21 protein-coding genes and 1 tRNA gene are annotated in these 25,044 nt (G+C 69.8%); 18 read left to right on the top strand and 4 right to left on the bottom strand.

Annotated features, from left to right (window positions below):
- Positions 1-93: 93 nt before the first annotated feature.
- The 4 genes from ileS to ndk are packed head-to-tail and all read left to right on the top strand — an operon-like array spanning position 94 to position 5,690.
- The gene (gene ileS / locus ACH3VR_RS06510; RefSeq protein ID WP_396639947.1) at positions 94-3,504 is read left to right on the top strand and encodes an isoleucine--tRNA ligase; all 3,411 of its coding nucleotides are present in this window, start codon (positions 94-96) and stop codon (positions 3,502-3,504) included.
- A gap of 2 nt (positions 3,505-3,506) precedes the next feature.
- Positions 3,507-4,859, top strand: coding sequence for a bifunctional folylpolyglutamate synthase/dihydrofolate synthase (locus tag ACH3VR_RS06505; protein ID WP_396640452.1), 1,353 nt, complete (start codon positions 3,507-3,509; stop codon positions 4,857-4,859).
- A complete protein-coding gene (locus ACH3VR_RS06500; RefSeq protein WP_396639946.1) occupies positions 4,856-5,272 on the top strand; it encodes a DUF4233 domain-containing protein in 417 nt (138 codons plus the stop codon). Before ACH3VR_RS06505 ends, ACH3VR_RS06500 begins: the two co-directional genes overlap by 4 nt.
- A gap of 1 nt (position 5,273) precedes the next feature.
- Positions 5,274-5,690, top strand: coding sequence for a nucleoside-diphosphate kinase (ndk, locus tag ACH3VR_RS06495; protein WP_396639945.1), 417 nt, complete (start codon positions 5,274-5,276; stop codon positions 5,688-5,690).
- Between the two features lie 18 nt (positions 5,691-5,708).
- Here the strand turns inward: ndk and ACH3VR_RS06490 are convergent, their stop codons facing one another.
- The gene (locus ACH3VR_RS06490; protein ID WP_396639944.1) at positions 5,709-6,311 is read right to left on the bottom strand and encodes a vitamin K epoxide reductase family protein; all 603 of its coding nucleotides are present in this window, start codon (positions 6,309-6,311) and stop codon (positions 5,709-5,711) included.
- A 302-nt stretch (positions 6,312-6,613) separates the two neighbouring features.
- Between ACH3VR_RS06490 and ACH3VR_RS06485 the strand changes: the two genes are divergently transcribed.
- On the top strand, positions 6,614-8,953 hold the full coding sequence (locus ACH3VR_RS06485; protein ID WP_396639943.1) for an Rne/Rng family ribonuclease: 2,340 nt from the start codon (positions 6,614-6,616) through the stop codon (positions 8,951-8,953).
- A gap of 66 nt (positions 8,954-9,019) precedes the next feature.
- Here the strand turns inward: ACH3VR_RS06485 and ACH3VR_RS06480 are convergent, their stop codons facing one another.
- Positions 9,020-9,292 (bottom strand): DUF4031 domain-containing protein, encoded by a 273-nt coding sequence (locus tag ACH3VR_RS06480; protein WP_396639942.1) that lies wholly within the window; start codon positions 9,290-9,292, stop codon positions 9,020-9,022.
- Positions 9,293-9,449: 157 nt separating this feature from the next.
- Here ACH3VR_RS06480 and rplU point away from each other — a divergent pair, with 157 nt between their 5' ends.
- The 10 genes from rplU (at position 9,450) to ACH3VR_RS06430 (ending at position 16,395) form a co-directional block, all read left to right on the top strand.
- On the top strand, positions 9,450-9,758 hold the full coding sequence (gene rplU, locus ACH3VR_RS06475; RefSeq protein ID WP_396639941.1) for a 50S ribosomal protein L21: 309 nt from the start codon (positions 9,450-9,452) through the stop codon (positions 9,756-9,758).
- Between the two features lie 20 nt (positions 9,759-9,778).
- The gene (rpmA, locus tag ACH3VR_RS06470) at positions 9,779-10,036 is read left to right on the top strand and encodes a 50S ribosomal protein L27 (RefSeq protein ID WP_396639940.1); all 258 of its coding nucleotides are present in this window, start codon (positions 9,779-9,781) and stop codon (positions 10,034-10,036) included.
- 115 nt (positions 10,037-10,151) lie between these two features.
- Positions 10,152-11,660 carry a GTPase ObgE gene (obgE, locus tag ACH3VR_RS06465; RefSeq protein WP_396639939.1) on the top strand — a complete coding sequence of 503 codons (1,509 nt, stop codon included), beginning with the start codon at positions 10,152-10,154 and terminating at the stop codon, positions 11,658-11,660.
- Positions 11,657-12,499: a glutamate 5-kinase gene (gene proB / locus ACH3VR_RS06460; protein WP_396639938.1), complete on the top strand. Its 843-nt coding sequence runs from the start codon at positions 11,657-11,659 to the stop codon at positions 12,497-12,499. Before obgE ends, proB begins: the two co-directional genes overlap by 4 nt.
- A gap of 9 nt (positions 12,500-12,508) precedes the next feature.
- Positions 12,509-13,768: a glutamate-5-semialdehyde dehydrogenase gene (locus tag ACH3VR_RS06455; RefSeq protein WP_396639937.1), complete on the top strand. Its 1,260-nt coding sequence runs from the start codon at positions 12,509-12,511 to the stop codon at positions 13,766-13,768.
- A gap of 56 nt (positions 13,769-13,824) precedes the next feature.
- Positions 13,825-14,046, top strand: coding sequence for a hypothetical protein (locus ACH3VR_RS06450; protein ID WP_396639936.1), 222 nt, complete (start codon positions 13,825-13,827; stop codon positions 14,044-14,046).
- 9 nt (positions 14,047-14,055) lie between these two features.
- Entirely contained in the window at positions 14,056-14,652 is a 597-nt protein-coding gene (gene nadD, locus ACH3VR_RS06445) for a nicotinate-nucleotide adenylyltransferase (RefSeq protein WP_396639935.1), read from the top strand.
- Positions 14,649-15,866 (top strand): hypothetical protein, encoded by a 1,218-nt coding sequence (locus ACH3VR_RS06440; RefSeq protein ID WP_396639934.1) that lies wholly within the window; start codon positions 14,649-14,651, stop codon positions 15,864-15,866. The genes nadD and ACH3VR_RS06440 overlap by 4 nt, the downstream gene beginning before the upstream one ends.
- The gene (gene rsfS / locus ACH3VR_RS06435; protein ID WP_396639933.1) at positions 15,867-16,247 is read left to right on the top strand and encodes a ribosome silencing factor; all 381 of its coding nucleotides are present in this window, start codon (positions 15,867-15,869) and stop codon (positions 16,245-16,247) included. It abuts the gene before it with no gap.
- A 75-nt stretch (positions 16,248-16,322) separates the two neighbouring features.
- Positions 16,323-16,395: transfer RNA gene (locus tag ACH3VR_RS06430), tRNA-Ala, on the top strand.
- Positions 16,396-16,510: 115 nt separating this feature from the next.
- Here ACH3VR_RS06430 and ACH3VR_RS06425 read toward each other — a convergent pair.
- Positions 16,511-16,951, bottom strand: a complete 441-nt coding sequence (locus ACH3VR_RS06425; RefSeq protein WP_396639932.1) for a hypothetical protein — start codon at positions 16,949-16,951, stop codon at positions 16,511-16,513.
- Between the two features lie 225 nt (positions 16,952-17,176).
- Between ACH3VR_RS06425 and ACH3VR_RS06420 the strand changes: the two genes are divergently transcribed.
- Positions 17,177-18,685, top strand: coding sequence for a M48 family metalloprotease (locus ACH3VR_RS06420; protein WP_396639931.1), 1,509 nt, complete (start codon positions 17,177-17,179; stop codon positions 18,683-18,685).
- A 10-nt stretch (positions 18,686-18,695) separates the two neighbouring features.
- On the opposite strand, the gene ACH3VR_RS06415 is transcribed toward ACH3VR_RS06420, so the two are convergent.
- Complete coding sequence (locus ACH3VR_RS06415) at positions 18,696-19,424, bottom strand: response regulator (protein WP_396639930.1); 729 nt, start codon at positions 19,422-19,424, stop codon at positions 18,696-18,698.
- A gap of 149 nt (positions 19,425-19,573) precedes the next feature.
- Here ACH3VR_RS06415 and ACH3VR_RS06410 point away from each other — a divergent pair, with 149 nt between their 5' ends.
- Together ACH3VR_RS06410 and ACH3VR_RS06405 are read left to right on the top strand one after the other, a co-directional pair.
- A complete protein-coding gene (locus ACH3VR_RS06410; RefSeq protein WP_396639929.1) occupies positions 19,574-21,598 on the top strand; it encodes a sensor histidine kinase in 2,025 nt (674 codons plus the stop codon).
- 92 nt (positions 21,599-21,690) lie between these two features.
- Positions 21,691-25,044, top strand: a complete 3,354-nt coding sequence (locus tag ACH3VR_RS06405) for a LodA/GoxA family CTQ-dependent oxidase (RefSeq protein WP_396639928.1) — start codon at positions 21,691-21,693, stop codon at positions 25,042-25,044.

Raw genomic sequence — 25,044 nt, 5'->3', positions numbered from 1 at the left:
GTCAATGCAGGGTGGTACCGCGGTGCGCCTGGTCAGCAGTCCAGGAGGCGTCGTCCCGGCAGAAGCCGATGAGACGAGACCCTGCGAGACGACATGACGTACCCCCGCCCTTCCGCATTCGGCCCGGCCGCAGACGGCGCCGCGCCCATCGTGCCCAGCCCTCGATTCCCCGAGATCGAGCGCGACACGCTCGCGTTCTGGGAGCGCGACGACACCTTCCGCGCCTCCATCGCGAACCGCGAGGGCGCCGAGGAGTGGGTCTTCTACGACGGCCCGCCGTTCGCGAACGGGCTCCCGCACTATGGGCACCTCCTGACCGGCTACGCGAAGGACCTCTTCCCGCGCTTCCAGACGATGCGCGGCAAGAAGGTCGACCGCGTCTTCGGCTGGGACACGCACGGCCTGCCCGCCGAGCTCGAGGCGATGAAGCAGCTCGGCATCACCGAGAAGGACGAGATCGAGGCCATGGGCGTCGCGACCTTCAACGCGAAGGCACGCGAGTCGGTGCTCGAATACACGCAGCAGTGGCAGGACTACGTCACCCGCCAGGCGCGATGGGTCGACTTCGAGCGCGGCTACAAGACGCTCGACACGAACTACATGGAGTCGGTGCTCTGGGCGTTCAAGACGCTGTACGACAAGGGCCTCGCCTACGAGGGCTACCGGGTGCTGCCGTACTGCTGGCGCGACGAGACCCCTCTGTCGAGCCACGAGCTGCGCATGGACGACGACGTCTACAAGATGCGCCAGGACCCGTCGGTCACCGTGACGTTCCCGCTCACCGGCGCCAAGGCCGAGGCGCTCGGCCTGACCGCCGTGCGTGCGCTCGCGTGGACGACGACACCGTGGACGCTCCCGACGAACCTCGCCCTCGCCGTCGGACCCGACATCACCTACGTCGTCGTGCCCGGCGGCCCGAACGGCGCCGCCGACATCCACCCCGGCGACGACCCGCTCGAGGCGACGGCGCACCGCTATCTGCTCGCGCAGGACCTCCTCGCCGGCTACGCGAAGGACCTCGGCTACGAGTCGGCGGAAGCCGCGAAGGACGCGGTCGTGCAGACCGTCCTCGGCAGCGAACTGCAGGGCGTGCACTACGACCGCCTCTTCGACTACTACGCGGATCCCGCGACGTGGGGCACCGAGAACGCGTGGCGCATCCTCGTCGACGACTACGTCACGACGGCGGACGGCACCGGCATCGTGCACCAGGCGCCGGCGTACGGCGAGGACGACCAGCGCGTGACGGAGGCGGCAGGCATCCCGCTCATCATGAGCCTCGACGACGGCGGGCGCTTCCTGCCCCAGGTCACCGACGTCGCGGGCGAGCTCTGGATGGACGCGAACCGCCCGCTCATCCGCGTGCTCCGTCAGGAGGCGCGCCTGCTGCGCGAAGCGAGCTACGAGCACTCGTATCCGCACTGCTGGCGCTGCCGGAACCCCCTCATCTACAAGGCGGTCTCGAGCTGGTTCGTGCGCGTCACCGACTTCAAGGACCGCATGCTCGCGAACAACGAGCAGATCACGTGGGTGCCCGAGAACGTCAAGCACGGCCAGTTCGGCAAGTGGCTCGAGGGCGCGCGCGACTGGTCCATCAGCCGCAACCGGTACTGGGGCTCGCCGATCCCGATCTGGAAGAGCGACGACCCCGCCTACCCGCGCGTCGACGCCTACGGATCGCTCGCCGACCTCGAGCGCGACTTCGGCCGCCTGCCGCGCAACACGGAAGGCCAGGTCGACCTGCACCGGCCGTACATCGACGACCTGACCCGTCCGAACCCCGACGACCCGACGGGCCAGAGCACGATGCGCCGCATCGAGGACGTGCTCGACGTGTGGTTCGACTCCGGCTCGATGCCCTTCGCGCAGGTGCACTACCCGTTCGAGAACCAAGAGTGGTTCGACGAGCACTCGCCCGCCGACTTCATCGTCGAGTACATCGGTCAGACGCGCGGCTGGTTCTACCTCATGCATGTGCTCTCGACGGCGCTGTTCGACCGCCCCGCCTTCACGGGCGTCTCGTGCCACGGCATCGTTCTCGGCAGCGACGGGCAGAAGATGTCGAAGTCGCTGCGCAACTACCCCGACGTGAGCGAGGTCTTCGACCGCGACGGGTCCGACGCGATGCGCTGGTTCCTCATGTCGTCGAGCGTCCTGCGGGGCGGCAACCTCGTCGTGACGGAGGAGGGCATCCGCGCCGGCGTGCGCGAGTTCCTCCTGCCGCTGTGGAACGCGTGGTACTTCTTCGCGACCTACGCGAATGCGGCCGGGGGCCCTTCGACAGGCTCAGGGACCGTCACAGGGTACGAGGCATCCTGGTCCACCGCCTCGACCGACGTGCTCGACCGCTACATCCTCGCTCTCACGGGCGACCTCGTGCGCGACGTCGCCGCCGACCTCGAGGTGCTCGACTCGACGATGGCCGCGGCCAAGCTCCGCGACTTCGCCGAGGCGCTGACCAACTGGTACATCCGCCGCTCGCGCGACCGATTCTGGGTCGGGGTCGACGGCGGCACCGAGGCCTTCGACACGCTCTACACGGTGCTCGAGACGCTCACGCGCGTCGCGGCCCCGCTCATCCCGCTCATCTCCGAGCGCGTGTGGCAGGGTCTCACGGGAGGCCGCAGCGTGCACCTGGAGGACTGGCCCGACGCCGACGCGTTCCCCGCGGCCGACGACATCCGCTCGGCGATGGACGCCGTCCGCCAGGTGTCGAGCGTCGCCAATGCCCTCCGCAAGAAGGTGGGCAAGCGCGTGCGGCTCCCGCTTCCGCGCCTCACTGTCGTGGTTGCGGATGCCGCGTCCCTCGCCCAGTTCGAGGACATCCTGCGCGAGGAGCTCAACGTCAAGACGGTCGAGCTCGTCGAGCTCGGCGAGACGACCGCGCAGGAGTACGGCATCACGAACCGGCTGTCGGTCAACGCCCGGGCCGCAGGGCCCCGCCTCGGCAAGCAGGTGCAGCAGGTCATCCAGGCCGCGAAGGCCGGCGACTGGAGCGAATCGGCCGGCGTCGTGACGGCGGGCGGCATCGACCTCGAGCCCGCCGAGTACGAGCTCGTGCTCGAGACGTCGGGGCGCCCCGAGGGGGAGGCGCTCGCGCTCCTCGCCGGCGGGGGATTCGTGCTGCTCGACACGACGACGACGCCGGAGCTCGAGGCCGAAGGGCTCGCGCGCGACATCATCCGCGCCGTGCAGGACACCCGCAAGGCCGCCGGCTTCGACGTCAGCGACCGCATCCGTCTGCAGCTGCTCTTCTCGAGCCACGACGACGCGAACGCCGTGTCATCGGCCTTCGAGGTCGCGGATGTCGATGGCGAGACGCTCGCCGTCGAGCACGCCGTGCTCGTGGACGGACACGGCGTGCACATCCCGGCCGACTCGACGCCTGACGTGTGGCACTCGATCGTGTTCGGCGCCGAGCCCGACCATGTCGGGCATGTGAAGGCCGGGGCATACGCGAACAAGGGCGGCTTCCACGTCGCCGTGACGAAGGTCGAGGCATGAGCATGAGTGATCGCGATCGCGCCGACGCCGTCTATGCGGCGCTGCTCGAGCGGCAGGGGGAGCGGTGGGTGCAGCCGCGGGTCGAGCGCACGCGCCGCGTGCTCGAGCTGCTCGACGACCCGCAGCGCACGTACCGCGTCGTGCACGTCACCGGCACGAACGGCAAGACCTCGACGAGCCGCATGATCGAGAGCCTCGTGCGGGCCCACGGCCTGCGCACGGGCCTGTTCACGAGCCCGCATCTCGAGCGGTTCACCGAGCGGGTCATGATCGACGGCGCCCCGATCGACGACGCCGCGATCGCCGACGCCTGGGACGAGGTCGAGCCCTTCATCGGGCTCGTCGATGCGGAACTCGCCGCCGCCGGCGATGCGCCGCTGACGTTCTTCGAGCTGCTGACGGTACTCGCGTTCGTCGCGTTCGCCGACGCCCCCGTCGACGTCGCGGTGATCGAGGTCGGCATGGGCGGGTCGTGGGACTCGACCAACACCGCAGACGGCGACGTCGCGGTGATCGCCCCGATCGATCTCGACCACGCCGACCGCCTGGGCGAGACGATCGCCGAGATCGCGTCGGTGAAGGCCGGCATCATCAAAGACGGCGCCGCGGTCGTCTCGTCGCGACAGGATGCCTCCGCCGAGGCCGTGCTGCGCGCGGCGGCCGCCGAGAAGGGCGCGACGATCGCGTTCGAGGGCCAGGACTTCGCGCTCGCGGAGGGCCGACTGGCGGTCGGCGGCCAGCAGATCACCGTCCGCGGGCTAGCCGGGACGTACCGGGACGAGTACCTCCCGCTCTACGGCGCGCACCAGGGCTTCAACGCCGCACTCGCGATCGCCGCGGTGGAGTCGCTCATCGGCGGCGCCTCGCAGCCGATCACGGGCGACGTGCTCGCCGAGGGGCTCAGCCAGGCCACCTCGCCCGGGCGGCTCCAGCTCGTCGGGACGAACCCCACGGTGCTCGTGGATGCCGCGCACAACCCGCATGGCGCCCGGGCGCTCGTCGATGCCCTCCGCGACTCGTTCGACTTCGACGAGTGGGGGATCGTGCTCGGGATCCTCGCCGACAAGGATGCCGCCGGCATCGTCTCGGCGCTCGCGCCGGTCGCGAGCCATGTCTTCGCGACGGCGCCGGACTCCGACCGCGCCAACGATGCCGACCGCATCGCCGATCTCGCCGAGCTCGCCGACCTCCCAGTCACGGTGCACCGCGACGTCTCCGATGCCGCCGAGGCCGCACGCGAATGGGCTGCCGCATCCGACCGTCGTGCCGTCGTGATCGCCGGCTCGGTCGTGCTCGCAGGGGAGGCGCTCGCCCTCGCCGCCGCGGAGGACTGGAAGTCGGGGTGGCAGGAGTGACGACTCCCTCCCCGGCTCCCGCGGGCCGACCGCGGCGCGCGCGAGGCGCCGCCGAGTCGCTCGGATCGATCGTGCTCGTGTTCGAGTCGATCGTCGTGTTCCTGGGCGGCCTGGCCGTCTACGGGCTGAAGGCGCTCCCCGAGACCATCGAGCCCTGGTGGGGCGTCGTGGCCGGCACGGTGCTCGCCGTGCTCATGCTCCTGACGGCCGGAATGCTGCGCCATCGCTGGGCGATCGTCGTGGGCTGGGCGCTGCAGGCGCTGCTCCTGCTCGGCACCTTCCTGCTCCCGGCCCTCGGGATCGTCGGGCTGATTTTCGGCGGCATGTGGGCGTATGCCACGATCAAGGGGGCGTCGCTCGACAGGCGCAACGCCCGATTGGCCGCCGAGGCCGAGACCGCGAACGGAGACTGAATTGGCCACCGAAGAAACACTCGTCCTCGTCAAGCCCGACGGCGTCGCCCGTGGACTGACCGGGCAGATCCTCGCCCGGATCGAGGCGAAAGGCTACTCGCTCGTCGACATCCGCCTCGTCGAGCCCGACCGCGAGAAGCTCGAGAAGCACTACGCCGAGCACGAGGGCAAGCCGTTCTACGAGCCGCTCGTGGAGTTCATGCTCTCCGGCCCCTCGGTCGCGATCCGCCTCGCGGGCAACCGCGTCATCGAGGGCTTCCGCGCCCTCGCGGGCACGACCGACCCGACGACCGCCGCGCCGGGCACCATCCGCGGCGATCTCGGCCGCGACTGGGGCCTCAAGGTGCAGCAGAACCTCGTGCACGGCTCGGACAGTCCGGAGTCGGCCGCTCGCGAGCTGGAGATCTGGTTCGGCTGACAGGTTGCGCGCTGGGCGTCAGAAGAGGGCGCCGAGGACGTCCAGTCGCACCTGCGCGATGACGGCGATGATCGCGTAGCTCCCGATCGCCATCAGGGGCACCCAGCCCATGAGCTTGTCCGCGCGACCACGGGCGCGCGCCGAGACGGGGAGGATGCCGGCGCGGAACAGGTGGATCGTCACGACGTAGAACGTCGGGATCGTGACCGCCCACGTCACCATGCACCACGGGCACAGGGTGCCGAGCACGAAGATGCTCTGGCTGATGAGCCAGATGACGAAGCCGAACGCGAACGCGATGCCGGCCCAGAACAAGAACCAGAACCACCGCGCGAAGCGGGCGCCGGCGAGGATCGCCATGCCGACGACGATCGGCGCGACCCAGCCGGTGAGCCCCAGGATCGGGTTGGGGAACCCGAAGACGCTGCCCTGCCACGACCCCAGGTTCTTGCTGCACTGCACGAGCGGGCTGAAGTCGCACGAGGCGCCCTCGCCGGGGTTGCTGAGCGCGTGGAACTTCTCCATCGTGAGCGAGAACGCCGCCCACCAGCCGATGACACCCGCGATCACGAGCCAGACGGCCATGACGGTGGGGCGGGTGCGCGACGGGGGCGAAGACATGACTCGGATTATGGCATCGAGGTCATGAGGATGCGCCGACCGCGACCCGTGCAGAAGCTGTCAGGTCGTGCCGCCGAGCAATCGGCGGGTGAAAGTGCGATAATGGTCGTCGATGCGTCGCGGCCGCGCCGCCACCGCATCACAGAAGACTTCAGGGCGAAGAGAGCCCTTCGCAGCGTGAGGCCCCGCCGATGAGCCGAGTCCCGCTGCAGACCGAGTGAGTTCGCGGCACCGCAGGTGCGGCGCCGCACGAGATTTCGCCGGGCGACGCGCGGTGTCGCCCCGCAGGGAGTACGCCGGTGATGGCAGATGAGAACAACGCACCCTTCGACCCCCAGCCCGAGACCGATGCACCGCTGACGGCGGAGCAGGCCGAGCCTGCCCGCGAAGAGCTGGAATCGGTCCTCGAGTCGGTGGAGGTCGTCGAGGTCGAAGGCGGCGAAGAGCCGCCCGCAGCGCCCGCCGAGGCCACGCCCGAGCCCGCCGAAGGGTCCGAGGCGCAACCCGAGTCGGAGGCGGCGACCGGGTCGGAGGCGGCGACCGAGTCGGAGGCGGCGCCCGAGCCCGAGCCCGTCACTGCCATCACGCTCGGGCTCCTGCCCGAGGTGTTCGTGTCGACCGTGTCGACGCAGCTGCACTTCTACGCGCCCGAGATCACATTCCTTCCCGCGCGACCGGGGCAGGCACGCCCGCCGGTGACCGCCGACGAGTCCGCAGGCACCAGCACGAGCGCGCGCCGTCGCCGCCGCGGTCGCGGCGCAGACGGCCGTGACGAGGCATCCGATGCCTCGACGGGTTCGGGTGCCGAACAGAGCCAGCCGCAGCCGCAGCACCCTCGCCAGCGCGCCGTCGAGCTCATCACCGAGCCCCAGCGCATCAAGGGCTCCACTCGTCTCGAGGCCAAGAAGCAGCGACGACGCGACGGCCGCGAAGCCGGCCGCCGTCGTGCCGTGGTCACCGAGGCGGAGTTCCTCGCGCGCCGCGAGGCCGTCGATCGCGTCATGATCGTGCGCTCGAAGAACGGGCGCATCCAGATCGCCGTGCTCGAGGACAACGTGCTCGTCGAGCACTACGTGGCGCGCAACCAGGACGCCTCGCTGATCGGCAACGTCTATCTCGGCCGCGTGCAGAACGTGCTGCCGAGCATGGAGGCCGCCTTCGTCGACATCGGCCGCGGCCGCAACGCCGTGCTCTACTCGGGCGAGGTCGACTGGGATGCCGTCGAGACCGGCAACCAGCCGCGCCGCATCGAGCTCGCGCTCAAGACCGGCGACAAGGTGCTCGTGCAGGTCACGAAGGACCCCGTCGGCCACAAGGGCGCCCGCCTCACGAGCCAGATCTCACTCCCCGGCCGGTACCTCGTGTACGTCCCCGGCGGCGCCATGAACGGCATCTCGCGCAAGCTCCCCGACACGGAGCGCGCGCGCCTCAAGCGCATCCTCAAGGAGGTGCTCCCCGAGTCGTCGGGCGTCATCGTGCGCACCGCGGCCGAAGGGGCGACCGAGGAGCAGCTGACCCGCGACGTGCAGCGTCTCACGAACCAGTGGGAGCACATCTCCAAGCAGGTCGAGACCATCCAGGCTCCCTCGCTGCTGCACTCCGAGCCCGACCTCCTCGTCAAGATCGTCCGCGACGTCTTCAACGAGGACTTCTCCAAGATGCTCATCCAGGGCGAGGACGCGCACCACACGATCTCGAACTACCTCACGAGCGTCGCGCCCGACCTCCTCGAGCGGGTCGAGCACTACGAGAGCGACGGCGGCGACCCCTTCGACGACTTCCGCATCACGGAGCAGATCGAGAAGGCGCTCGACCGCAAGGTCTGGCTGCCTTCGGGCGGCTCGCTCGTCATCGACCGCACCGAGGCGATGACGGTCATCGACGTCAACACGGGCAAGTTCGTCGGCTCGGGCGGCAACCTCGAAGAGACCGTCACGAAGAACAACCTGGAGGCCGCCGAGGAGATCGTCCGCCAGCTGCGGCTGCGCGACATCGGCGGCATCATCGTCGTCGACTTCATCGACATGGTGCTGGAGTCCAACCGCGACCTCGTGCTGCGCAGGCTCGTCGAGTGCCTGAGCCGCGACCGCACGAAGCACCAGGTCGCGGAGGTCACCTCGCTCGGTCTCGTGCAGATGACGCGCAAGAAGCTGGGCCTCGGGCTGCTGGAGACCTTCAGCGAAGCGTGCGAGGTGTGCGCCGGTCGCGGCGTCATCGTGCACCACGACCCCGTCGTGAAGCACCGTGCCCCGAGCCCGAACACGCAGGGTGCGCGGCGTCCCGTGCGCGGCGGAGCCCCCGCGGCCCCGTCGAACGGCACCCACGTCATCACCGAGGGCGTGAAGTCCGCTCTGGCCCAGATCGCGGCATCCACGATCCATCACCACGACGAGGCTCCGCACGCCGACGCGATCGAGACACCCGTCGAGGTGCCTGTCGAGCCGGCCCCCGAACGGCCCAAGAAGCCCCGCAAGAAGCGCGGCGAGTCGAAGGCACCCCGGACCGAGAAGGAGCTGCTGCTCGACTCGGTGCTCAACGCCCTCCCCGAGCCGAAGGCACCGGGTCAGGGCAGGGCTCGTCGCCGGGTGACGACGGCGGCGCTCACGGGCACCCCCGTGCCGCACCTGCCGGCGGGGGAGTAGCCCTACAGCCCCCGCCGCTCACGCCCTTCGACAGGCTCAGGGCAGGCGGCGCGTGACCGTCGGGCGCTAAAGCGCCCGCCGCTCACGCGCCGTGATCCTCAGCCCCGAGGCGATGAGGCGGCGCACGAGCGTGTGCCCGTCGACGTGGAGTGCACCCGCGGCGACGAGCCGCGCGTGCGCCTCGTCGGGGACGTCGTAGTGGTCGCGATCGAATCCTCGACGAGGGATGCCGTTCGCCTCCGCGAACGCGTGCAGCTCGTCGAGGTCGTGGTCGGAGACGAGGTGCGCCCAGAGGCGGCCGTGCGCGGGCCAGCGCGGATCGTCGATGAGGATCGCCACGAGCCGATCCTAGGGCCGCGCCGGGCGACACGCCCCGCCGCGCTTTTGGGGATTGCCGAGGCATCCGGTAAAGTAGTCCTTTGGTGCGTCGAGAAATCCGCACCGCGTCTTTCAGGACATCCCGAGCGCGTGCGCTCCAAGAAGAAACAGGTGTGAAGTGGTTTACGCAGTTGTGCGCGCCGGTGGCCGTCAGGAGAAGGTCTCGGTCGGAACGATCGTCGTCCTCGACCGTCAGGCGGCCAAGGTCGGCGACAAGATCGAGCTCCCCGCGGTTCTCCTGGTCGACGGCGACGCCGTCACGACCGACGCCGACAAGCTCTCCAAGGTGACCGTCACCGCCGAGGTGCTCGGTGAGGAGCGCGGTCCGAAGATCGTGATCCAGAAGTTCAAGAACAAGACCGGCTACAAGAAGCGCCAGGGCCACCGTCAGGACCTCACGCGCGTCAAGGTCACCGGCATCAAGTAAGTCCAGGAAGAGACGCAGAGATGGCACACAAAAAGGGCGCAAGCTCCACCCGTAACGGTCGTGACTCCAACGCACAGCGCCTCGGCGTGAAGCGCTTCGGCGGCCAGAAGGTCCTCGCCGGCGAGATCATCGTCCGCCAGCGCGGCACGCACTTCCACCCCGGCGCCAACGTCGGCCGCGGTGGCGACGACACGCTGTTCGCGCTGTCGGCGGGCGCCGTCGAGTTCGGCACGAAGGGCGGCCGCAAGGTCGTCAACATCGTCGCCGCCGCCGAGTAAGGCCGAGGCCGACTCAGCAAGCAGTCTTCGCGAGGGGCGGGCTTCGGCTCGCCCCTCGCAGTCTTAACACCCCAACCTTTCCGCCGGCACACGCCGCACAGTCCAGGAGAACGCGATGGTCACCTTCGTAGACCGAGTCACGCTGCACCTGCGCGCGGGCAAGGGCGGCAATGGCTGCGTCTCGGTGCGCCGCGAGAAGTTCAAGCCGCTCGCCGGCCCCGACGGGGGCAACGGCGGCCACGGCGGCGACGTCGTGCTCGTCGCCGACCCGCAGGTCACGACCCTGCTCTCGTACCACCACTCGCCGCACCGCCACGCCGGCAACGGCGGCTTCGGCATGGGCGACAACCGCTCGGGTGCCGCCGGCGAGGGGCTCGAACTCGCGGTGCCGGTCGGCACGGTCGTGAAGGACGCCGACGGCGAGCCGCTCGTCGACCTCGTCGAGCCGGGCATGCGATTCATCGTCGCGCCGGGAGGCCTCGGCGGCCTCGGCAACGCCGCCCTCTCGTCGCCCAAGCGCAAGGCGCCGGGCTTCGCGCTGCTGGGCACCCCCGGCTGGGAGGGCGATGTCCTCCTCGAGCTGAAGACGGTCGCCGACGTCGCGCTCGTCGGCTACCCGTCCGCCGGCAAGTCGAGCCTGATCGCCGCGATCTCCGCCGCGCGGCCCAAGATCGCGGACTACCCCTTCACGACGCTGCACCCCAACCTCGGCGTCGTGCAGGCCGGCGACGTGCGCTTCACGGTGGCCGACGTGCCGGGCCTCATCGAGGGCGCGAGCGAGGGCAAGGGACTCGGCCTCGAGTTCCTTCGCCACGTCGAACGCTGCACGGCGCTCGTGCACGTCCTGGACTGCGCGACGCTCGAGCCCGGCCGCGACCCGCTCAGCGACCTCGACGTCATCCTCGCCGAGCTCGCCGCGTACCCGGTCCCCGAGGGCCAGCTGCCGCTCCTCGAGCGCCCGCAGCTCGTCGCGCTGAACAAGGTCGACGTGCCGGAGGCGAAGGACCTCGCCGACCTCGTGCGCCCCGACCTCGAGGCCCGCGGCTTCCGCGTGTTCGAGATCTCCACCGTGAGCCACGAGGGCCTGCGTCCGCTCACTTTCGCCCTGGGCGACGTCGTCGCCCGCCAGCGCGCCGAAGACGCCGTCAAGCCCGCACTCGAGCGCATCGTGATCCGTCCGAAGGGCGCTGATCAGGACTTCCACGTCCGCGTCGAGGGCGGCTCGTACGGCGACATCTTCCGCATCCTGGGCGAGAAGCCGGTGCGCTGGGTGCAGCAGACCGACTTCCAGAACGACGAGGCCGTCGGCTACCTCGCCGACCGGCTCAACAAGCTCGGCGTCGAAGACGAGCTGTTCCGTCAGGGCGCGACGCCCGGTGCCACCGTCGTCATCGGCGAGGGCGACGGCGTCGTCTTCGACTGGGACCCCTCGCTCACCTCGACCGCGGAGCTCATCACGGCCCCGCGCGGCACCGATTCCCGCCTCGACGGGTCGGGACGCCGCACATCGGCGGAGCGCCGCGAGCAGTACCACGAGCTCATGGATGCCAAGGCAGAGGCCCGGGCAGAGCTCGAGGCCGAGCGACGTGCGGAGTCGGGCTGGGACGACGAGGAGGACGAGTGACGGTACGCGAGCGGTCGGAGCTGCGCAGTGCCCGCCGCGTCGTCGTGAAGGTCGGCTCGTCGTCGATCAGCGGCGAGAACGCGGGCCGCATCCAGCCGATCGTCGAAGCCCTCGCATCCGCGCACGCTCGCGGCACTGAGGTGGTGCTCGTCTCGTCGGGTGCGATCGCGACCGGGATGCCGTATCTCTCTCTCGCCGAGCGCCCCAGCGATCTCGCGACGCAGCAGGCGGCTGCCGCCGTGGGCCAGAACGTGCTCATCTACCGCTACCAGGAGGCGCTGCGGCCCTTCCGGATCGTCGCGGGCCAGGTGCTGCTCACCGCGGGAGACCTCGAGAACCACACGCACCGCTCCAACGCGCGTCGTGCCATGGAGCGCCTGCTCGGCCTGCGCATCCTGCCGATCGTCAACGAGAACGACACGGTTGCGACCCACGAGATCCGCTTCGGCGACAACGACCGGCTGGCGGCACTCGTCGCTGAACTCATCGGCGCCGACGCCCTCGTGCTGCTCAGCGACATCGAGAGTCTCTACACCCGTCCGCCGGACCAGCCCGGGGCCCGCCCCATCGACCGCGTGCACTACGGCGACGACCTGCACGGCTTCGAGTTCGGCTCGGTCGTCGTCAACAGCGTCGGCACGGGCGGCGCGGCCACCAAGGTGTCCGCCGCGCGCCTGGCTGCGGCATCCGGTGTCGGCGTGCTCGTCACGAGCGCCGATCTCGTGGACGAGGCGCTCGGCGGGGCCGAGATCGGCACGTGGTTCGATCCCAACCCGGAGCCGACCGCACCCGCCGCGACGGGGCCGATCCGCACGGCCGGCGTGGTCGCACCCCGATAAACTGGCGGGATGACCACCACCGCGACGACTCCGCGCGAGCGCATGCTGCTCGCGAAGGACGCGGCCCGCACGATCGGGCTCCTGACCGACGAGCGCAAGCGCGATGCGCTGCTCGCGATCGCCGACGCGATCGAGGCGGCTGCCGCCGAGATCGTCGCGGCCAACTCGGGCGACCTCGAACGTGGACGCGCGACCGGCCTGTCGACGGCCCTGCAGGATCGACTGCGCCTCGACGAGCCCCGCGTCGCGGCTCTCGCCGCCGCCGTCCGCGACATCGCGGCGCTGCCCGATCCGGTCGGCCGCGTGCTCGACGAGCGCACACTGGCCAACGGCGTCGAGCTCACGAAGGTCTCGGTGCCGTTCGGAGTCGTCGGCTCGATCTACGAGGCGCGGCCGAACGTGACGGTCGACATCGCCTCCCTCGCGCTCCGGTCGGGCAACGCCGTCGTGCTGCGCGGCGGTTCCGCCGCCGAGTTCACGAACGCGGCGCTCATCCGGGCGATGCGCGGCGCGCTCGCCGACGAGGGCATCGATCCCGAAGCCATCCAGACCGTCGACGACTTCGGCCGCGACGGCGCGAAGGCGCTCATGCAGGCCCGCGGCATCGTCGACGTGCTCGTGCCGCGGGGGAGCGCGCAGCTCATCGAGACCGTCGTGACCGAGTCGTCCGTGCCGGTCATCGAGACCGGCGCCGGCGTCGTGCACATCGTGCTCGACGCCTCGGCGCCCCTCGACTGGGCTCGCGACATCGTGGTCAACGCCAAGGTGCAGCGGCCGAGCGTCTGCAACTCCGTCGAGACGGTGCTCGTGCACCGGGATGCCGCATCCGGCCTCGTGCCCCCGATCGTGGCGGCGCTTCAGGAGCGCGGAGTGACCGTGCACGGCGACGCCGTCGTCGCAGGACTGGCGGCCGAGGTCGTGCCCGCGACCGACGAGGACTGGCAGACGGAGTACCTGTCGCTCGACGTCGCCATGCACGTCGTCGACGACCTCGACGACGCCCTCGCGCACATCCGCCGCTACTCGACGCACCACACCGAGTCGATCATCACGACCGACGACGCCAACGCGCAGCGCTTCCTCGCCGAGGTCGACTCTGCCGTCGTCATGGTCAACGCCTCGACGCGGTTCACCGACGGCGGCGAGTTCGGCTTCGGCGCCGAGGTCGGCATCTCGACGCAGAAGCTGCACGCGCGCGGACCCATGGGCCTTGCCGAGCTCACGAGCAGCAAGTGGCTCGCGCGGGGCTCCGGGCAGGTCCGCGCCTGACGGCATAGACTGTCTAGGCGCCCGAGTCCGCGGCGCGATCCCGAAACGGAGTCCGAATGACCGTCGCCACGCTGATCGCTTTCGCCGCCGAGGAGTCGGGGCATGGGAACGTCGCTCTCGAGACCGTCGGCTTCGGCATCACCGCCTTCGTGGTCTTCCTGGCTCTTGCATTCGTGACCCTGTCCTACCGCAACGTCGCCAACCGCCACTCGCGCAAGGCCGAGGCATACGCGCGCGCCCACGCGAACGACGTGCAGCAGACGGGGCACGGCCACTAGGCCCACCGCATGACGGTGGCACGAGCCCCGAGGATCGGGGTCATGGGTGGGACGTTCGATCCCATCCACCACGGTCACCTCGTTGCCGCCAGCGAAGTCGCGCAATCGTTCGATCTCGACGAGGTCGTCTTCGTGCCCACGGGCAATCCGTGGCAGAAGAGCGACGTCAGCCAGAGCGAGCACCGCTATCTCATGACCGTCATCGCGACGGCATCCAACCCGCGCTTCACGGTCAGCCGCGTCGACATCGACCGCGGCGGCCTGACCTACACGATCGACACGCTCCGCGACCTGAAGACGCAGCGGCCCGGAGCCGAGCTGTTCTTCATCACGGGCGCCGACGCCATAGCGCAGATTCTCAGCTGGAGAGACCATGATGAACTGTGGGAGCTCGCCCACTTCGTCGCGGTCTCCCGCCCCGGGCACGTTCTGAGCACGGACGGACTCCCCACCGACGACGTGAGTCAACTCGAGGTTCCCGCCCTCGCCATCTCATCGACGGATTGCCGCGACCGTGTTCGTCGCGGTCACCCCGTGTGGTACCTCGTTCCCGATGGCGTCGTCCAATACATTGCGAAGCACCATCTCTATCGGAGCCAGGAATGAGCACACCCGAGCAGCCCGACACTCCGCCGCTGACGCGCAAGCAAATGCGCGAGATCCGCAACACGGGGGCCAACCCCGTGATCGACACGGGCGCGATCCCCGTCGTCGCGCCCGCCGAGGCCGACGAGCCGTCTGTCGAGATCGACGACGTGCCGGTCGCGCCGCCCCCCTTCGAAGCGTCACTCGCGCCGGTCGCCCCGTTGCCGCGCCCCGCCGAGCCCGTGATCCTCCCCGAGGCGCCGATCCCCGATCGCAGCGTCGACTTGGGCGTGTCGCCGCTCACGCGGCGTCAGGCGCGCCAGCAGGAGCGCATCCGCACGGCATCCGTCCCGGTCATCACACCCGACGTCGCTGCGTCGTATCTCGCGGAATCGGCCCCGCCGCTGGCGACCGGGACGTCGGAGCCCGTCGCGGTGCTCACATCGACCGCCGACCCGTCGTCAGAGAGTGCTGAAGACGAGACGGGCATCGACGCGTTCGCCGCTCTCGGTGTGATCTCGCAGCCGACGCCTGTCGTCACAGAGCCCGAGCCGGCCGCCGAGCACGAGCCCGAGCCTGCCCCGGAGCAGCAGCCCGAGCCGGCCGCGAAGAAGAAGCCGGCCAAGTCGACGAAGCAGGCCGAGCCTGCCGCGCAGGCGGAGGCGGCCGAAGAGGCCGACACCGCCGCCGCACTGTTCGGCGGCGAGGACGCGTCCGACGAGGACGAGTCCGGTTCCCGCGTCATCGACCCGTCGTTCGGGGCCGCCCTGCTGGCCGGCGAGGCGGCGCCCGCCGCGCCGCTCGCCCCGTCGTTCGATGAGCTCATCACGCGCTCGGCGAACGGCTCCGTCGCGACGCCGAACGCGCTGATCCTCTCGCAGGCTCCCGACGGCGGCCCGATCGTCGCGCCCGTCAACGCCACCGGCGAGGTGCTCATCACGGGCACGTTCAACCTGCCGGAGGGCCTCGGATCGACCGGCCACGCGCCGGGCACGGCCGACGGCAAGGAGGTCGACGCGGTGCTCGTCGACGGCGAGCTTCCCGCGCATTCCTCGCCGACGCCGATCGCGGCCAGCGCGGCCGTGAGCACCACCAAGACGCCCGGGGAGATCATCAAGCCGCCGACCCCCGAGAAGGGTGGCCGCCTCATGCTCACGCTCGCGATCACAGCGGGTGCGCTCGCGCTCGCCCTGGTCGGCGTGCTCATCGTGGCCTTCGCGACAGGAGTGCTGTAAATGGCGGCGACCGAGAACGGACGACGGATGCTGCAGATCGCCGCGGCCGCGGCGGACTCCAAGGGCGGTGAAGACCTCGTCGGCCTCGACGTGTCGGAGCCGCTGCCGCTCGTCGACATCTTCCTGCTCGTGACGGGGCGCAGCGAGCGCAACGTCGCCGCGATCGCGGACGAGATCGAGGACAAGCTGCTCGAGGCCGGCCACAAGCGTCTGCGCCGTGAGGGCAGAGAGGAGTCCCGCTGGGTGCTCCTGGACTTCGGCGATCTCGTCGTGCACGTCTTCCATGAGCAGGAGCGCGTGTACTACGGCCTCGAGCGACTCTGGAAGGATTGCCCGATCGTTCCGATCGACCTTCCCGAGCGCATCGTGCCCGGTCGATGAGCCTGCCGTGGTTCGGAGCACCGCTCGACCTGTAGTAAGCTGAACGGGTTGCCCGCGCTCAGCGGGAAACGTTCCGGGCCTGTGGCGCAGCTGGTAGCGCACCTGCATGGCATGCAGGGGGTCAGGGGTTCGAGTCCCCTCAGGTCCACCCGAGGAATGAAGCCCTCCGCGATGCGGAGGGCTTCATTCATTTCACGCCTGGATCACAACGAGGGCGGGTCATAGCCCGCTTCGTCCCGTGGGCGACTGCGTGCGGCTTCACGTCAGGACAGTGTCCACCGATCACCGTCGAGGTCGAGGTAGTAGGTCGTGATCCCGTACAGGGTGAGTTCCCCTGTCGACCAGTGACGCTGCCGAGTCTCTCCCGACTCCGACGTGAAGACGATCGTCGACGCGTCTGCCGTGACGACCCCTCGCTCGATGACGGCGTTCTTGTACGCGAGCTCGTAGGAGCCGTCGCCCGAGATGGCGAGATACCAGTCCTCGTCTGGATCCCAGCCGCGACTCCACAGCCCCACGATCGACGCAGGCACCTGGCTCTGCGGCTCGCAGCAGTCCATGTCGGGCCCGGGGTCGAAGGGGCCGGCGCATCCGCTCAGCAGCAGGAGCGCGGCTGTCGCGACAGCCGCGAGCGCCGGTGCGCGTCGTGTGGGCGAGCGGCGCGGGCGGGCCTCCGCGGCAGGTGATTCGTATGAGCCGATCATGGCCGTTCCTTCCTGACAGCGCCGGGGTGGCGTGAACTCCACGGTCCCGCTCCGCTGATGACCCCGCGTCCACCGTCGGGTGGCTTTCGAAGGCCGATCCACGGGATGACATGAGGCATCCGGAATGCCCACCGGGGGTGGACGCGCCTGCAGCGACCGGCGCGCACACTGGCACCGCCTCGTCGCTCGGCGACGGCAGTGATCCCCGATCGTCAGGAGGAAGCCATGGACTCCACCGGTCCACTCCAGTTCGAGAGCCTGAGGTTCCCCGCTGAGCCGTCGCGCCTCGCGATGGCCACCGTCTGCGTCGTGTGCGTATCGGCGGTCTCCGTCGTCTGGCTCATCGTGATCGACGTTTCGTCGTTCGTCGCCGGCGCGATCGGGCTCGTGATCAGTCTCGGGGTCCTCTGGATCGCCACGCAGTTCGTCCGACTTCGCCGGCTCGGCGACGCCGTCCTGGTCGGGTCGGGGACCTTTCCCTACGTGCAGGACGCCGTCGAAGAGGTGCGGCGGATGCTGCAGTACGACCGTCGTGTCGACATCTTCGTAGTCCCGAACCTGTCTCCCCGCATCCAGCGGACGAGCTACTTCGGCATCAGGGTGCTGCTCATCGAGGGCGGGGCGATCGCGGACATGACGACGCCGGATCGCCGCCCCGAGCTGCTCTTCCTCCTGGGCACATATTTCGGGGCCTTCAAGGCGAAGCACGATCGGCAGGCGCTCGCCGAGCTCGTGCTCGACAACGCGGGCATGCGCAAGGTTCTCATGCCGTTCGTCGCTCCGTGGCTGCGCGCGACGGTCTACACGGGCGATCAGATCGCGTATGCGTGCACGCGCGACTTCCGCGCGAGTCTTGCGGCCGTCTTCCGGGTGCTGGTCGGGCGAGAGTTGAGCGACGAGCTCGAGGCATCCGGTCTCATTCTGCAAGCCGGGCGCGTCTCGCGCTCGCACGTTCTTCGAGTTGCCGAGATCTTCCGGTCGCAGCCACACGCGATCAACCGCTTCGTCAACCTGCTTCGGTTTGCGCAGCAGGTCGACCCCGACGCCGTCCTCGAGTTCCGGGCCGGGTTGTCACCCGAAGCCAATCGCATCCTGGACGAAGCGCTCGCGCGGATTGCGCGCATCGGGCGCAGCACTTCCGGCGTCACGTGGGTCACCGTCGGAGTGATCGCCGTGAGCGCGATCCTGGCCGGAGTCGGAATCCAGGCTATGCCTGGCCAAGCCCAGGCGAGCGAGGACGAAATCGCGGTCGACGCGCCCGAATCCCCGGAACAGCCCACCGACCCCGTGACACCCAGTCAAGACCCGATAGAGCTCCTCGTGGCGGTCGTGCCACCCTCGGTCGCCGAGGGATGCGCCGAGCTGTCCCTGCCGGCTCCGCAACTGACGTCGGGGCTCGTCGCCGCGATCGGGTGTTCCGGGACGGCCTCAGCCGACTTCGATGGTCTCGAGCTCTACGCCTACGATTCCACCGAAGGGGTGGCCACGGCGTTCGCGGCGTGGATCGGCGATCTTCCAGAGGGATCTTGCGGCGGCCAGGGCTGGAGCGCATGGACCGATGGCGACGACATCGAGCGCGGCGCTCTCGCCTGCTACTACACCTCCGCCGACGCCGTCGCACTCTGGACCTATGACACAACTCACGTGCTCGTCATCGCCTCCGATCCGTCCATGAGTCTCGACGAGGCGTACCTGCGGTGGCAGTACGCGGCCTCCAGGCTGGCGCTCGTATGACGTGGACGGCCTAGCCGCCGGCTCCACGCCCGTCGCCGGCGCGCACGAGCCCCGACCGGAACGCGACCGACACCGCTTGAGCCCGATCGGTGATTCCGAGCTTGAGGAAGATCCGGTGCACGTGGGTCTTGACGGTCGCCTCGCTGAGGAACATGTCCCGCGCGATCTGGGCGTTCGGGTGCCCGTTGGCCATGGCGGCGAGCACCTCGCGCTCCCGGCGTGTCAGCAGCTGCACCTCTGCGGCCGTGGGCAGCGACGGCTCGGCGCGCGACGCGAGCTCCTGGAGGAGCGCGCGCGTCACGGTGGGGTCAAGCCACCCGTCGCCCTTGGCGAGGGCCCGGACCGCCTCGGGAAGCACTGTGGGTGCGGCGTTCTTGAGGAGGAAGCCAGCGGCGCCGGCGCGCACGGCGTCCCGGACCGCGGCGTCCTCGCTGAAGGTCGTGAGGATCAGGATGCCAGGGGGATCCCCGTGAGCATCGCGGTACTCGCTCGAGGTGAGCGTCCTGGTGGCTTCGACACCGTCCATCCGGGGCATCCGCACATCCATCACCACGACGTCCGGACGCAGTCGTGCGACCAGCTCCACCCCGGTGACCCCATCGGATGCCTCGCCGACGACCTCGATGCCGTCCTCGGCGTCGAGGAGCATGCGCAGGCCGGCGCGGATGAGGTGCTCATCGTCGACCAGGACCACGCTCACCGCTCTTGCCCCCGCAGATGCTGCGACATCCGTCGCCATGGGCCCAGTGTGCCGCGACGATGTGCGGTCGCGCCATACCCACCGAGCGCGGTCGTCCACCCAGGGATTGAACGACCGAGTAGATCCCGAGGTGGATGCGCCGACGACCCGCACGCGAGACGCTTGTGACGAGCATGAAGGGGACGATCATGCAGCAGATGGAGGGGAGCGATTCCTCCGCGCGGACGGTGCCGCGATTCCAGGTGGGATGGCCCGAGCGGTTCGACGTGCTCGTCGTCATCGGCATCATCGTCTTCTACGTGATCGCGTTCGTCGCCGAGGGCGGCGCACGCCACGAGCAGTTCGACCTCATGCCGCGCGTGCTCGCCACGCTCGTGCCGCTCCTGTGGCGCTCTCAAGCACCCGTCCTCGTGTTCATGCTCGTGATCGCCCTCCAATGGACCGTCCTCGAGCCCTCCGGTGGGGCTTATCAGATGCCGGGCGGCATGGTCGGCGCCGTCGCGACGCTCGTAGCGCTGGGGGGCGTCGCGGCCCGGAGGCCCCTGTGGACCTCGCTGACCGCTTGGGCGGCAAGTCTCGCGTCGATGGCGCTGTCTCTCATCAATACCTGGGGAGACGACAGCGCCGGCTGGGCCGTCCTGTCCTCCACGGTGATCTGCAGCATCGTGTGGTGTCTCGGCACGGTCGCACAACGGACTCGGCGGCACATGCAGGAACTGGAGGCCGACGAGCGGCGCGCGTCGCAGGCGGTGATGAGCGAGCGGGTTCGGATCGCCTCGGACCTCAACGGCATAATCCGTCGCGCGCTCCGAGTGATGGCCGACGAGACGGGGTCGGCACGGGACCATCTCGGGCGCGACCGGGAACGAGTCACGCGAGCCCTCGCCTCGGTCGAGTCGGTCGGCGTCGAGGCGATGCACGAACTGCGTCGGCTGCTCCACGTGCTCCATGACGATCCGAGTCTCGCCATCGACGAGTCGGCCCCACCGGCTGAGCCCGAGGAGGCGTCGTTCCGGGCCTGGATCGCGCGGCTGCCGCTGCGCCTCGACAGGTCCGACCTGGCAGTCACCATCGGTGTCGTCGTCGCGACGATGTGGTTCACGTCGGATGCCTTCGGCGACGGCGCGATTCCCGTGCTCGCGAGCCTCTACTTCGGCGTCGTCCTCCTGGTGGTGCTCTGGCGCCGTCTGTTCCCGCTCGCGGTCTTCGTCCTCGTCATCGCTGGTCATGCCGTGGCCGTCCTCCTCTTCCGCGGCGGCGACTTCATCTCCTACAATCAGGCAGCCATTCCCGCGGTGCTCGTCGCGCTCGCCGCCGTCGCTGCCGCGAAACCGGTCTGGATCTCGATCCCGGTGCTCGTGATCGCGTGGGGTTACATTTCACTCTCGTCACTCCAGTACCCGGCGACCTACGTGATGAGTTTCGTCGTGGATGCGGCAGCCGTGGCCGCAGTGTGGCTCGCGGGTCTGGTGGTGGGAAGGCGGCGCCGACGCATCCATGATCTGCAGGCGGCGCGGGAGTCTGCCGAACGAGCGGTCGCGAGCGAACGCGCCAGGCTCGCCTACGAGCTTCACGATGTCGTCGGGCATGCGATCACGATCATGGTGCTCCAGGCCGCGGGCGCCCGCCGAATCCTTCTCCAGGACCCCGCACGCGCCGCCGCGGCTCTCGTGGCGATCGAAGAGGCCGGCAGGGAGGCCGAAGAAGAGCTCGAGCGGCTTCTCGCACTGCTCGATCCTCGCGATCCCGCACAGCGGGAGGGGACCACCGAGCCGCTGCTGGGGCTCTCGGATGTCGGGCAGCTCGTCGAGCGCACAAGGCGGACCGTCGTGAACACAGAGCTCGAAATCCTCGGCGAGCCAGGTTCGCTGGAGCCGAGTGTCGACGCTGCGGCGTACTCGGTCGCGCGTGAGGCGCTCGCCAACGCCGTCAAGCACGCGGGTCCCCACGCGCGCGTGGGTCTCACGATCACATGGATGCCCGATCTCGTCCGCATCGAGGTGACGAGCGGCCCTGGTCCGCGAGACGGCACGCGGGCGACCGAGCTCTCTGGAGGCTACGGCCTGCTGAGCATCAGAGAGCGGGTCGGCCTCGCCGGCGGCGACCTGCGCTGGTACTCGGAAGGAAACCGGTTCCACCTCGACGCCCGCCTTCCCACCGGGTCGCGCCGGCTGCGCGCAGAGACCGATCACGAGAGCCCTCACGCCGAGTGAGACGCGGGCGGCCGAAGATCCGCCGTGCCGCTCATGTATCAGGCCCCGGATTCCGCACTCCAGACGGGCAAGACCCAGGACAGGAGTGCGTCATGCCCACGACCTATCGGATCCACCCCGCCATCGGCATCGCCCGCGTCGGCAACAGCCCGGACGAGTTCTTCATCGGGCCGGAGCGCGCGTTCGAGCTTCCCGATCCGCCCGGCGGATTCAAGGACGCGGAAGGTCGGGTCAAGCGGCAGGCAGCGCGATTCCGGATCTTCGCGCATCACGACGACGGCACCTTCGCCGAGGTGACCGATGCCGAGGCCGAGATCCACTGGACCGTGCACCTCGTCAATGCGAAGGCGGCGCATCCGGGACGCGGCAACGGCTCGGGAGCCGGCCTCGTCATCGATCCCGGGCCCCGCAGCCTGACTGGCCCCGACCAGCAGGCGCTGTTCGACTCGGGTCAGATCACCTTCGGCGGCACGACCACGACCGTCCCACTCGGCGAGATCCGCACCGACGACGAGGGTCACCTGCTCGTGCTCGGCGGCCACGGCGCCGCGGCATCGCCGACCGGCGCGTCTATCGTCGACTTCTGGGGCAACGCCGAGTGGTACGACGACATCGCTGACGGTCCCGTGGAGGCGACCATCACGCTGCGCAGCGACGGGTCGACGCCGCCCGTCAAGCGAGCGTGGGTCGTCTCCGCCCCGCCCAAGTTCGCTCCGCAGCAGGACAGCATCACGACGCTGTACGACCGGATCCTCGAGAAGCTCGTCCAGTCGGGTGTCGCAACCGCTCCGTCGACGACGTCCTACACGAACGACATCCACCCCATCCTCCAACGGGCGCGCGACATCAACTGGGTGCGCGGGATCAAGAACAAGCACGCGTGGGCCGAGCCGGTGACGTCGCAGCCAGTCATCGACACCATCCGGGCGCGGATCAACCCCAGCGACATGCCGAACCTCAACGGCGGCGATGCCGAGCCCACATCGATCCAGGTGCAGCACTTGGACCGGTGGAAGAACGGCACCTACGTCAACGACTGGGCCGGGACGCCCCCGGTCGGCCCCCTGAGTCCCGACGGCATGGACCGTGCGGCGCTCGACGCCTGCGTCGGTGCGGCGTTCTTCCCCGGCATCGAGGCGGGAGGACTGGATGCCACGGACCGGCCGATCCTGAATCTCCCGTACGAGGCGCCCTTCCGGTTTGCACCGGGCGTCGCGCCGGGGCAGCTGAGCCAGGCTATGGCGCTGCCGTGGCAGGCCGACTTCAACGCGTGCGGCGGATCCAACACGCCGTACGGCGACGCCTGGTGGCCCGTGCCCCGCCCCAACCTCGTGTTCCCGCAGGGCCAGAGCACGTACGCGGACTGGACCCGCAACCTCGGCGGCGACATGGTCGGCAAATGGCACACCCTCGGCTTCGTCGTGAAGCAGGGCGCCGAGCACGTCGAGGTGGACTCGGCGCAGGCGCCGTCGGTCACGCTGCTGACCCCGAAGCTGCAGTTCCTCGACGTCCCCCAGGGCCCGATGGGCATGGTACGGGAGATCCCTCTCGCGATCGCCTTCGAGGTGATCGCCCCCGCGGGCGCCGTCACACTCGAATACGCGCCCGGCGGCGAGCCGAACCACGCGCAGCTCGTCGCGATCACGAACTCCGTGACCGTGGGGCCGACGCCCGGAAACAGCGTCGCGACCGCGCGTCTGTGGATCGTCTACCGCACGGGCGCCGTCGGCTCGGCGATCCCCACCCAGACCGTCACGGTGCGGCAGGCCGGCGGCGGGTCGACGTGGCAGATCACGATCGACGGCAACACGATCGCGCGCAAGACCGCAGCCGTCGCGCTCGTGCTCGACCGCTCGGGCAGCATGAGCGAGGATCGCGGCGACGGACAGCCGAAGCATGCCGCTGTGCAGGATGCCGCGAACGCCTTCGTCGATCTCATGCTGGAGGGCGACGGCGTCGGCGTCACCCGCTTCAACGAGGACGCTCAGGAGCTCCAGCCGGTGAAGGCCCTCGGCGCCGGAGGTCTGAGCGACACTGCCCGATCGGATACGCACGACGTCATCAACGGCTCGGGCCTCGATCCCTCCGGGGCCACGTCGATCGGCGACGGCATCTTCGTCGGTCGCGCCGGGCTCACGGCATCCACTCCCTTCGACACGAAGGCGCTCGTCGTCCTCACCGACGGGGTGCAGAACCAGCCGCGCTGGATCGCAGATGTCGCCCCCGAGATCAACGAGAAGACGTATGCGGTGGGACTCGGGCAGCCCCAGAACATCAGCGTGCCGGCATTGCAGACGATCTCGGGCAACAACGGCGGCTACCTACTCGTGACGGGGGCGATCACGGCCGACAACCGCTTCCGGCTGCAGAAGTACTTCCTGCAGATCCTGAGCGGGATCAACAATGCGGATGTCGTGCTCGATCCCGACGGAGTGCTCGCGCGCGGCGAGGAGATGCGCATCCCCTTCCTGCTGAGCGACGCGGATGCCGGCATCGAGGTCGTGCTGCTCACGCCGCGTCCCGCCGCCGTCGACTTCCGGCTGCAGACCCCTGCGGGGATGATCATCGAACCGTGGCGGGCGCTCAGCGATCCGACGATGACTTTCCAGCTCGGTGACGGCACGGCCTTCTATCGCCTCGGCCTTCCCGTGCAGCTCATCCCGCAGCGCTTCGAGCAGCAGGGCATGTGGCATGTCCTGCTGACGATCGGCAAGCCGCGCGTCGATCGCCCCGAGGGGGTTCACGACGGCCCGCTCGTGCGCGGCGACCGCGCGCACAGGCCCGTCCACGAGGTCGTGCGCACGGACGAGCTGCGTCGCGCGACGGAGGTGCTCTCCCCGATCGACGCGGCACCGCCGGCCGCGCTCGCCGCGGCGGCCATCAACGTCCCGTCGCGGGGCGTGCTCCCGTACAGCGTGCTCGTGCACAGCTACTCGAGCATCGCCTTCGAGGCCGATCTCGACCAGTCCTCGCTCGAGCCCGGTGCGACGGTGACCGTGCGGGCACGACTCGCCCAGTCGGGCCTGCCGTCCGAGGGCGCGTCGGTCTGGGCGGAGATCGTGCGGCCTGACGCCTCGGCCTTCACGCTCGCGCTCGGCGAGTCCGAGTCGGGCGAGCACACAGCGACCTTCGTCGCCGGCTCCGCAGGCGTGTACACCGTGCGGGTCCGAGGTCGCGGTCGCACGCGGCTCGGCAATCCGTTCACGAGAGAACGGACGCTCACGGCTGCCGTCTGGCGCGGTGGCGATCGCGCCGTCGAGCCGTCGTCACCGGCCGGTGGGGCGGGGCACTCCTCCGGCTGCGGCTGCGATGTGCTGCGCTGCATGCTCGAGAACGGCCTCTTCGACGACCGGGCGAAGGAGCGCCTGCGCGAGCAGGGCATCGATCTCGATGTCGCGCTGCGCTGCCTGGCGAAGCACGGCGATCGTCCGATCCCGGAGCGGTGA

This window comes from Microbacterium alkaliflavum (genome assembly GCF_044325405.1).
Taxonomy (GTDB): Bacteria; Actinomycetota; Actinomycetes; order Actinomycetales; family Microbacteriaceae; genus Microbacterium; species Microbacterium alkaliflavum.
Note: the sequence above shows the minus strand (reverse complement) of the source record. Positions and strands in the feature narration are given on the sequence as shown.

What these genes read in the sequence shown, in the direction of transcription:
- ileS (WP_396639947.1), top strand. Translation starts at nt 94, where the DNA reads ATGACGTACCCCCGCCCTTCCGCATTCGGCCCGGCCGCAGACGGCGCC.
- ACH3VR_RS06505 (WP_396640452.1), top strand. Translation starts at nt 3,507, where the DNA reads ATGAGTGATCGCGATCGCGCCGACGCCGTCTATGCGGCGCTGCTCGAG.
- ACH3VR_RS06490 (WP_396639944.1), bottom strand. Translation starts at nt 6,311, where the DNA reads ATGTCTTCGCCCCCGTCGCGCACCCGCCCCACCGTCATGGCCGTCTGG.
- ACH3VR_RS06485 (WP_396639943.1), top strand. Translation starts at nt 6,614, where the DNA reads ATGGCAGATGAGAACAACGCACCCTTCGACCCCCAGCCCGAGACCGAT.
- rpmA (WP_396639940.1), top strand. Translation starts at nt 9,779, where the DNA reads ATGGCACACAAAAAGGGCGCAAGCTCCACCCGTAACGGTCGTGACTCC.
- obgE (WP_396639939.1), top strand. Translation starts at nt 10,152, where the DNA reads ATGGTCACCTTCGTAGACCGAGTCACGCTGCACCTGCGCGCGGGCAAG.
- ACH3VR_RS06455 (WP_396639937.1), top strand. Translation starts at nt 12,509, where the DNA reads ATGACCACCACCGCGACGACTCCGCGCGAGCGCATGCTGCTCGCGAAG.
- ACH3VR_RS06450 (WP_396639936.1), top strand. Translation starts at nt 13,825, where the DNA reads ATGACCGTCGCCACGCTGATCGCTTTCGCCGCCGAGGAGTCGGGGCAT.
- nadD (WP_396639935.1), top strand. Translation starts at nt 14,056, where the DNA reads ATGACGGTGGCACGAGCCCCGAGGATCGGGGTCATGGGTGGGACGTTC.
- ACH3VR_RS06440 (WP_396639934.1), top strand. Translation starts at nt 14,649, where the DNA reads ATGAGCACACCCGAGCAGCCCGACACTCCGCCGCTGACGCGCAAGCAA.
- rsfS (WP_396639933.1), top strand. Translation starts at nt 15,867, where the DNA reads ATGGCGGCGACCGAGAACGGACGACGGATGCTGCAGATCGCCGCGGCC.
- ACH3VR_RS06425 (WP_396639932.1), bottom strand. Translation starts at nt 16,951, where the DNA reads ATGATCGGCTCATACGAATCACCTGCCGCGGAGGCCCGCCCGCGCCGC.
- ACH3VR_RS06420 (WP_396639931.1), top strand. Translation starts at nt 17,177, where the DNA reads ATGGACTCCACCGGTCCACTCCAGTTCGAGAGCCTGAGGTTCCCCGCT.
- ACH3VR_RS06415 (WP_396639930.1), bottom strand. Translation starts at nt 19,424, where the DNA reads ATGGCGACGGATGTCGCAGCATCTGCGGGGGCAAGAGCGGTGAGCGTG.
- ACH3VR_RS06410 (WP_396639929.1), top strand. Translation starts at nt 19,574, where the DNA reads ATGCAGCAGATGGAGGGGAGCGATTCCTCCGCGCGGACGGTGCCGCGA.
- ACH3VR_RS06405 (WP_396639928.1), top strand. Translation starts at nt 21,691, where the DNA reads ATGCCCACGACCTATCGGATCCACCCCGCCATCGGCATCGCCCGCGTC.